8 protein-coding genes are annotated in these 7,779 nt (G+C 41.1%); 3 read left to right on the top strand and 5 right to left on the bottom strand.

Annotated elements, in window-relative coordinates; translation table 11 throughout:
* Positions 1-38: 38 nt before the first annotated feature.
* From SAPGRDRAFT_RS18635 to SAPGRDRAFT_RS18625, 3 genes are all read left to right on the top strand, one after another.
* A complete protein-coding gene (locus SAPGRDRAFT_RS18635) occupies positions 39-368 on the top strand; it encodes an IS5 family transposase (protein ID WP_051018644.1) in 330 nt (109 codons plus the stop codon).
* Between the two features lie 338 nt (positions 369-706).
* Positions 707-1,198, top strand: coding sequence for an LURP-one-related/scramblase family protein (locus SAPGRDRAFT_RS18630; RefSeq protein WP_002661002.1), 492 nt, complete (start codon positions 707-709; stop codon positions 1,196-1,198).
* Between the two features lie 6 nt (positions 1,199-1,204).
* Positions 1,205-1,696 (top strand): LURP-one-related/scramblase family protein, encoded by a 492-nt coding sequence (locus SAPGRDRAFT_RS18625; RefSeq protein WP_002661000.1) that lies wholly within the window; start codon positions 1,205-1,207, stop codon positions 1,694-1,696.
* 235 nt (positions 1,697-1,931) lie between these two features.
* On the opposite strand, the gene SAPGRDRAFT_RS18620 is transcribed toward SAPGRDRAFT_RS18625, so the two are convergent.
* From SAPGRDRAFT_RS18620 to SAPGRDRAFT_RS23200, 5 genes are all read right to left on the bottom strand, one after another.
* Positions 1,932-2,549: a peroxiredoxin-like family protein gene (locus SAPGRDRAFT_RS18620; RefSeq protein ID WP_002660998.1), complete on the bottom strand. Its 618-nt coding sequence runs from the start codon at positions 2,547-2,549 to the stop codon at positions 1,932-1,934.
* Between the two features lie 24 nt (positions 2,550-2,573).
* Positions 2,574-4,112 (bottom strand): polyamine aminopropyltransferase, encoded by a 1,539-nt coding sequence (locus SAPGRDRAFT_RS18615; protein WP_002660996.1) that lies wholly within the window; start codon positions 4,110-4,112, stop codon positions 2,574-2,576.
* 88 nt (positions 4,113-4,200) lie between these two features.
* The gene (locus SAPGRDRAFT_RS18610; RefSeq protein ID WP_002660995.1) at positions 4,201-4,722 is read right to left on the bottom strand and encodes an energy transducer TonB; all 522 of its coding nucleotides are present in this window, start codon (positions 4,720-4,722) and stop codon (positions 4,201-4,203) included.
* 83 nt (positions 4,723-4,805) lie between these two features.
* Positions 4,806-5,333, bottom strand: a complete 528-nt coding sequence (locus SAPGRDRAFT_RS18605) for an energy transducer TonB (RefSeq protein ID WP_253271374.1) — start codon at positions 5,331-5,333, stop codon at positions 4,806-4,808.
* A 134-nt stretch (positions 5,334-5,467) separates the two neighbouring features.
* On the bottom strand, positions 5,468-7,672 hold the full coding sequence (locus SAPGRDRAFT_RS23200; protein ID WP_002660991.1) for an SDR family NAD(P)-dependent oxidoreductase: 2,205 nt from the start codon (positions 7,670-7,672) through the stop codon (positions 5,468-5,470).
* Positions 7,673-7,779: the final 107 nt, after the last annotated feature.

Below are 7,779 nucleotides of genomic sequence, written 5' to 3'. Positions count from 1 at the left end.
CATAATGATTTGTTTGAATCGAGAGTCATTTCCAAAAAATGCTTGCCGATCTGCAGCTTTCAGACATCTCTCCTGATGGTTTATTTATGAATGCTGATGCAGGGTTTGATAGCAAAAAACTTAGAGAAAACTGCCAAAAAATGGGCATTATCCCTAATATTGACCACAACAAAAGAAATAGAAAAAAAGCTTATTATCAAGATATTATAGATGAGGAACTTTACAAAGAACGCTTTTCTGTTGAGCGAACTAACGCATGGATTGACGCATTCAAAATTTTACTCATTCGTTTTGAAAGAAAAGCCGACAACTGGGCGAGTCTACACTATTTAGCCTTTATACTTATTTTCCTAAAACGAAATTTTTAAACAAACTCAAGAAAAGGATAATCCTCTTTTGTCACAAAAAATAGTGTTTATTTTTTTTTGGGGGCTGCCCCTGCGGCCCTTTGGGCCTTGGGTCGGGCTGTGCACTAGCTCGCTGCTCGCTCGGCCCTGCGCTTTTTTCGCTTTGCTCAAAAAGCTGGGTCTGGCCTTCGGCCACTAGTTTCCATCCCTCATCCGCTCATCGGTTTTCTTTGCTTCAATATTCGGCTTTGGCAAGAAAAATAGCGGCTTTATTGCTTAGTTTAATTTTTTTGTTTATTATTGAGTTGTAGCCAGCTCACTGGCTTATTTATCCTCATACAACCTTAAAACGTACTAATATGCCCAAGCTATTTCAATTGAAAGAAAAAATTTGGAGTTTTGGTGGCAATTATGTCATTCGAGACCAAAATGAAGAACCTGTTTATGCGGTCAAGGGAAAAGTTTTCTCTTGGGGCAAAGACCTTTCTTTTCAGGACTACAATACTGGCGAAGAGCTGTTTCGCATCAAGCAAATTTTAATGACCTTGATGCCTCGCTTTGAAATTTTGAAAGATGGGGCCTCTGTGGCTGAGATCCGCAAGGAGTTTCAGTGGTTTGGCCAAAAGTTTACCTTAGATGTGCCTGGCCCAAATGATTATACCATTGATGGCTCTTTTTGGCAAAGAGAATTTGAATTTCGCCGAGCTTCGGGCCTTTCTGCCAGAGTATCTAAAGACTTTTGGAATTGGACCGATACTTATGGCATTGAAATTTATGAGGGCGATGAGGCTTTTATCTTGGCCACCGCTATTGTGATTGATTTGGTGCTGTTTGAAAAGAAATCAAACTAAGTAGTCATGCCAAAGCGCTTTGAGCTCAAGGAAAAAGCTTGGAGTCTAGATAGTAGTTATCTAATCCGAGATGAGCTAGACCAAATTATTTATTTGGTAGACGGAAAGTTTTTTTCTTGGGGCAAGGACCTTTCTTTTCGAGAGTATAAAACAGGACAAGAGTTGTTTCAAATTAAAAGACGGCTTTTTTGCCTATTTCCTCAGTTTGAAATAAAACAGAGGGGAGAAGTCATTGCTGAATTACGTAAGCAGTTTTACCTTTGGGGACATCGCTTTAGTTTAAGGGTTTCAGGAGGGTCAACTTACCAAGTTGAGGCTGGCTTTTGGTCCAGAGACTTTGTTGTTCGTGCAAATGAAAAACAATTAGCCAAATTGTCTAAAAAGTTTTGGGCATGGACGGATACTTATAGCGTTGAAATCTATGAAGGAGACGAACAACTAATTTTGGCGGCTGCGGTCATTCTTGATTGTGTTTTATTTAATCATGGTTCAGCTTAGACAAAAAAAGAGTGGCCTTGGCCCAGCGCTGCGCAGCGGTGGCCCGAAGGGCCAGACCTAGTTTTTTTGAGCGTAGCGAAAAAAAACGCAGGGCCGAGCAGACCTGCGAGCCGCGAAGCATAGCGGCGGCCGACCTAGCCGAAGGCTAGCCGGCCGCGGGCCCCAAAACATAAAAAATCTCCCAAAAAGAGATCAAAAAAAAGCCAGTAGAAAAAATCTACTGGCTTTTGTTGTTTTATTCGGTGGCTTTGAGCACCGCCAACAAGATTTCGGGGGCCAAACGCACTTTATAATTAGGATTGATATAAGAAAACTGAACTTCTCCTTTTTTATTGAGGACAAAAACAGCAGGTGCGGGCAATTGATAGTGTGTTTCTCCAGAGCTTTTTTCTAAATCGATGCCAAAAGCTTTATAGCGTTTTCTGGTTTTATCGTCTACCTTAAAGGCCAAGCCCAGTTGTTGGGCATACTCCATTTTGCTATCAGAAAAAAGCTGATAATTGAGTTCTTGTTTATCAATGCTTTTCTTGAGATTTTCTGGAAGGTCAGGAGAGACGGCGACAACTTGAAAGCCCAGCTCTTTTATTTGGTCTTCAATTTCTTGCAATCCGCTAAGTTGTTTATTGCAGTAGGGGCACCAACTTCCGCGATAAAAGACCAAAACGGTCTTTTCTTTTTTGATCAATTCCTGAACATCTACAGATTCTCCTGCTGTATTTTGCAGGCTTCCTTCAGGAATAGTTTCACCAATAAGGATAGGACAAATTTCATTGGCTGCTGTGGGAACATTTTCGTTTTGGGCAAAAGAAAGGCTGGCCCAAAAAAGAAGCAAAAAAACTGATAACTGTTTCATAGGAGAGGGTTGTTGTTGATGAAGTTAATACCAGTCCCAGTTTCCTTTACGGTAATAACTGCTAAGTACAGGATCATGAATTCGGTTGATTTCAATTTCTGCAGTATCTATGGGAATTACTGGCTTACCGAAGGAGGTAATATGCAAAAGTGCATCTTTGTTTAGCCATTTTGTAGGAATCGGATCAAGATTAACATTTCTTAAAGCTTTGAGAAAACCTTCTTGGGGTAAATTTTTTGCGCCGAGGGTCCAGCCCCATTGTCCTAGTGTAAGTACCTGATTATGAATTTGTAAAGTACTAAAGCCTGCTTCTTTTACTGTTTTGTCAATGCAAGCAAAAGCCTTGCTGGCATAATAAGGGCTGCCCGATTGAATAGAAATGAGCCCGCCTGGCCTTAACTGTTTATAACACATTTTGTAAAATTCGTAAGAGTATAAACGGCCCAGTTCAATACTTTTTGGGTCTGGAAAATCGCAATAAATCAGGTCGTAAAAATCTAAGGTCTTTTCCATATACTGAAAAGCATCGCCATTGAGAACTTCTACCCGAGGGTCTAGCAAGGCGCTGTCATTCATGCTCAAAAAAATGGGGTTTGTTTTGGCCAGCTCTGTCACTTTGGGGTCCAAATCAACCAACATAATTTTTTCAATGCTTGGATATTTGAGTAATTCTCGGACTACGCAGCCATCTCCGCCGCCTAAAACCAAAGCCGTTTTGGGGTCGGGATGCAAACTGGCGATAGGGTGGACCATGGGTTCATGATACATCCATTCATCTAAGGTAGATAATTGCTGGTTGCCATTGATATAAAACCAATGATTGCCCTTCCACTCAGTAATAACCAGTTTTTGATACTTAGATTGATGCTGAAAAATGACTTTATCTTTGTAGCGTTTCTGTTCGCCAAAAAGAACAATGGGCTCAGCCGCAAAAAAACCAGCCAAAAGCACTAAACCCACTGCAAAAGCCCCAATCTTAAAGGCGAATTTATGGGCTTTGGGAAAAAGTTGGCCCAAAAAGACCAATAATAAAAGCGCCACGCCAAAATTGACGGCCCCCAAAACAAAAGGCGTATAGGTGAGGCCCAAATAGGGAAGACCCACAAAAGCAAAAAATAATCCGCCAATCAAACTGCCGTAATAATCGTTCTCCATCACCGCAGAAACATTGACCCGCAACTCCTGATAAGAATCATTGAGGCGAACCACCAAGGGAATTTCCATCCCAATCAATAAACCAATCAGAATACAAAAGCTATAAATAAAAACGCCCGTATATTCCATATAAGCCGTGGCCGTATAGGTAAATAAAGCCGAAAAGGCCACCAAAAGCGAAAGCGTAAACTCAATCACGACAAAGCTGCTCAGCAAATTCTTTTCAAAATACTTGGAAATCCTACTGCCCAAGCCCATAGAAAAAAGCATGACAGACAAGACAATCGTAAACTGAAAAACAGAATTGCCCAAAAAATAAGTGGCCAAGGTGGCCAAAATGTATTCGGCCACAATACCCGAAAGACCAGTGGCAAAAAGAGATAATTTGAGAATGTTGGATTTTAACATGACGGCTTGAATAGGTCCATAAAAAAACTAGCCGCCCAAAATAGACAGCTAGTTGCAATTTTGCTAATTTTTAAAGGAGTTCGATCCGCTAATCTTTTTCTGACTTAAAGCGAATCGGTACAACCATTTGTATCGAAACTTTTTTTCCGAATTCTTGGCCCGCTTCCCATTTTGCCGTTTTAGCTACGGTTCTTACTGCATTTAATGCAGCTTCTTCAAAACCCAGTTCTTCTTCCCCCTTAAATCGAATAAGTTCAATATTTTCCATTTTCCCCTCGGCAGTTACCACAAATCGAATATAAGCTACCGAATTGATGTTTTTTCCCTTGGCAGCCTTAGGATAAATTGTAGCAGCCGATAAATCTTTCATCAACGCTAACTGCCCACAGGTTTTTCGCTCTTCTGCACTTTCGTCTTCTGAACAGTTTTCTGTGAGATAATAACAATATTTTGGTTCATGATCTATAATTTCAGTCGGTACGGGCAGCGGTGGCGGCGGTGGCGGAACCAAAGTATCAATCTCCACAATATATTGCGGAGCTGTTTCGGCTTGCGTAGCCTGAATTCCCCCCAGAAAAAAGAGGAACAAAAATAAATAACGGTAATACATGAGCATGTTTTTCAGTGGTGAAATAAAAGCTTTGTCTAAAAGATGTCTGTATCAGTCCGTTTGGTGGGAAATGGAGCAAAAGCTTAATCCTGCTCTTCCAATTTAAATTTAATAGGGACAACCATTTTCATCGGGATATATTTCCCTTTGTGTTTTGTTGCTTCCCATTTTGCTGTTTTAGCTACCGTTTTTACTGCATTTAATGCAGCTTCTTCAAAGCCCATATTTTCTTCTCCTACTAGTTTGGCCAACTCAATATTTTTCATTTTTCCCTCCACAGTTACCGTATAGCGAATGTAAACTGTTGCTTCCAAAGATTTTTCTTTGGCCGCTTTAGGGTAAATTAAGGCTGACATTAAATCATCTCTTAAAGCTAGATCGCCACATTGTTTTCGTTCTTGATCACTTTCGTTTTCTTGGCAGTGCTCTTTGAGATAATAACAACAGATTGGTTCATGATCTATAAAATCTAGACATTGTGGTCGTGCTGGCGGTGGCGGAACCAAAGTATCAATCTCCACAATATATTGCGGAGCTCCCGCAGCTTGCGTAGCCTGAATTCCCCCCAGAAAAAAGAGGAACAAAAATAAATAGCGATAATACATGAGCATATTTTTCGGCGGTGAAATAAAATCTTTGCCTAAAAGATGTTTGTATTAGTTCGTTTGGTGGAAAAACTACCCCAAAAAAAAGCGCGCAAAAAACTTTTGTTTTCTGCGCGCCTCTCTTTATTTCTCTAAAGCTTTTACTCAAACTTTTTTCCAGAGCGATCAATAACGGCCGCAGCAGCTTGCTGATTGGCAAAAAGCAGTAAATCCTGAATATTTACTCTTTCTGGGCGACTAGCCACAAAGAAAATAGTTTCCGCTACATCTTCGGCTCGCAAAGGCGTGAAATCATCATAAATTTTTGCTTTTTCTTCATCGCCATCAAAACGAACCAAAGCAAATTCAGTTTCTACATGTCCCGGATGAATAGCGGCTACCCGAACGCCATAGCGATGCAAATCTAAACGCATTCCTTTGGTGAGCATATCTAAAGCGGCTTTAGTGGCGCAATAAACATTTCCATCAGGATAAGCTTCTTTGCCTGCAATCGATCCGATGTTAATAATAAATCCTTTTTTATTTTGGACCATAATCGGACTGATCGCCCGGCTCAAGTAAAGTAATCCTTTTAGATTGGTATCAATCATGGTTTCCCAATCTTCAATTTTTCCCTCATGAATGGGGCCTCTACCTTTTGCCAAGCCTGCATTATTGATCAAAATATCAATATTGCCCCAAGATTCGGGCAATTTGGCTAAGGCGGCATCAATTTCTGCTTTATTTCGAACATCAAAAGAAAGCGTTTGCACTTCCAACTGCTCAAAATTTTCATGCAATTGCTCCGAAAGTTGTTCTAAACGGGCTGCTCGGCGACCAGCCAAGACCAAACGGTAACCTGCGCGAGCAAACTGCCAAGCCGTAGCCCGACCAATACCAGAAGTTGCGCCAGTAATGAAAACCACTTCTTCGGCATGAGGCGAAGGCAAAATTTCTTCTTCCGATTCGGGCAACTGTAATTCTTCGGCCAATGCTTGTTGTTCCTCTAAACGAATCACTTTATACAACTGGTCCAATTCTATAGCCTGCAATTCGGGATTTAGCAAACAAGCTTGCAAATAATTTGCTCTGGCCGCTTCAATTTGTCCCTGTTTTGCCTGGCAATCGGCCAAAGCCAAATAAGCTAACTCATATTGCGGATCAATTTCTAAGGCCCGATGCAATAATTCATTCACTCTAAATAATGAGGCAAATCTTTTGCGCAAATGCAAAGCATACTCATAATAAAGCGCTGCCGATTCTTCATTGACAAAAATCGCTTTTTTATAATATTCTTGCGCCAATTGCTGCTCTTCTTCCTCAAAATGACGATCTAACAAACGCGCCAACCAAATCAAAGCGCGACCATTACTGGGATCCAATGCCAAAATTCGCTCATAAGCCAAACGCGCCACTTCATAATCCGCTTCTTCCGTTTCGGTTTCTGCAATGACAAAAAGCGCATCCAAAGAGCGAACTTCTGTCAAATATTCTTGGGCCGCTTCCAAATTTTCGTCTTCTAAAACTACTTTTTCGGCCACAGCTTCTTCTTTTTCTTCTTTTTCCAAAACGGTCGGAATTTCTTCCGATTTTTCCTCTTCTACAGCTTCCAAAGGCTCTTCTTCCGCCGCTATTTTTTCTTCCTCTTCCATTTCCTCAACAGAATTTTCTGGCCAATCTTCTTCTTCCTCCTTTTCTTCTAGGGGCGTTTCTTCAGGGCTTTCTTCTTCCAAAATTTCTTCTTCGGCCCGAGCTTCTGCTTCGGGAGCTTCTTCAATTTCCTCTTCGATAAAGGCTGGTTTTTCTTCGCTTTTTGGCAAAGCTGTAATATCGATTGCTTGCAAAAGGCGACTAAACTCGCTGGCTTCAAAGTCGGCCCAAGGACTAGGCGAAAGCGCATTGATTTTTCGCAAAAAACTGCCAATATTTGTCGATAAACGCTTGGCAAAAAGTTTTTTCGCTTCAATTTCTTCCAATTCATCGGCTTCTGCTTCTCGGTTGGCTTTGCGCAGGCGAATCCATTCCTCATGCCAAAAATCTCGGTAGCGCATGAGTTCATGAATCGTTTTTGTCTGCGTGGGCGTTTCCGTAATATTTCCGGCGGCATCTTTTTGTCGACCATTTAAAATAATGGGCAAAATTCGCTCGGTTTCTAGCATCAGCGAGCTCAGCGCTTGCATGGCCGCATGATCTTTTAAAAAGTTATCGCTAAGCAGCAACAAAACTTTTTCTTCACTATTTTCTAGCTGCTGGGGGCTGGGGTTGGCCACTAATTGGACTTGGCTGCCAGCAAAAAAATGCTGCAAACTTTGAAATTCTTCGCTGTTGGCCGCTACATATAATACAGGGAGTTGATATTGAGGCATAGTTTGACGTTATTTTTTTCCTTGGCCTAAAGTAAGGGCTTTTGAAAAGAAAAGAAAGTTTAGAACTACAGAACTTTTCATTTTGGATAAAAATTAGAGCTATTTTT

Source organism: Saprospira grandis DSM 2844 (genome assembly GCF_000275825.1).
GTDB classification, from domain to species: Bacteria; Bacteroidota; Bacteroidia; order Chitinophagales; family Saprospiraceae; genus Saprospira; species Saprospira grandis_A.
The sequence above is the reverse complement of the archived record's forward strand: the minus strand, read 5'-3'. Positions and strand labels throughout refer to the sequence as shown.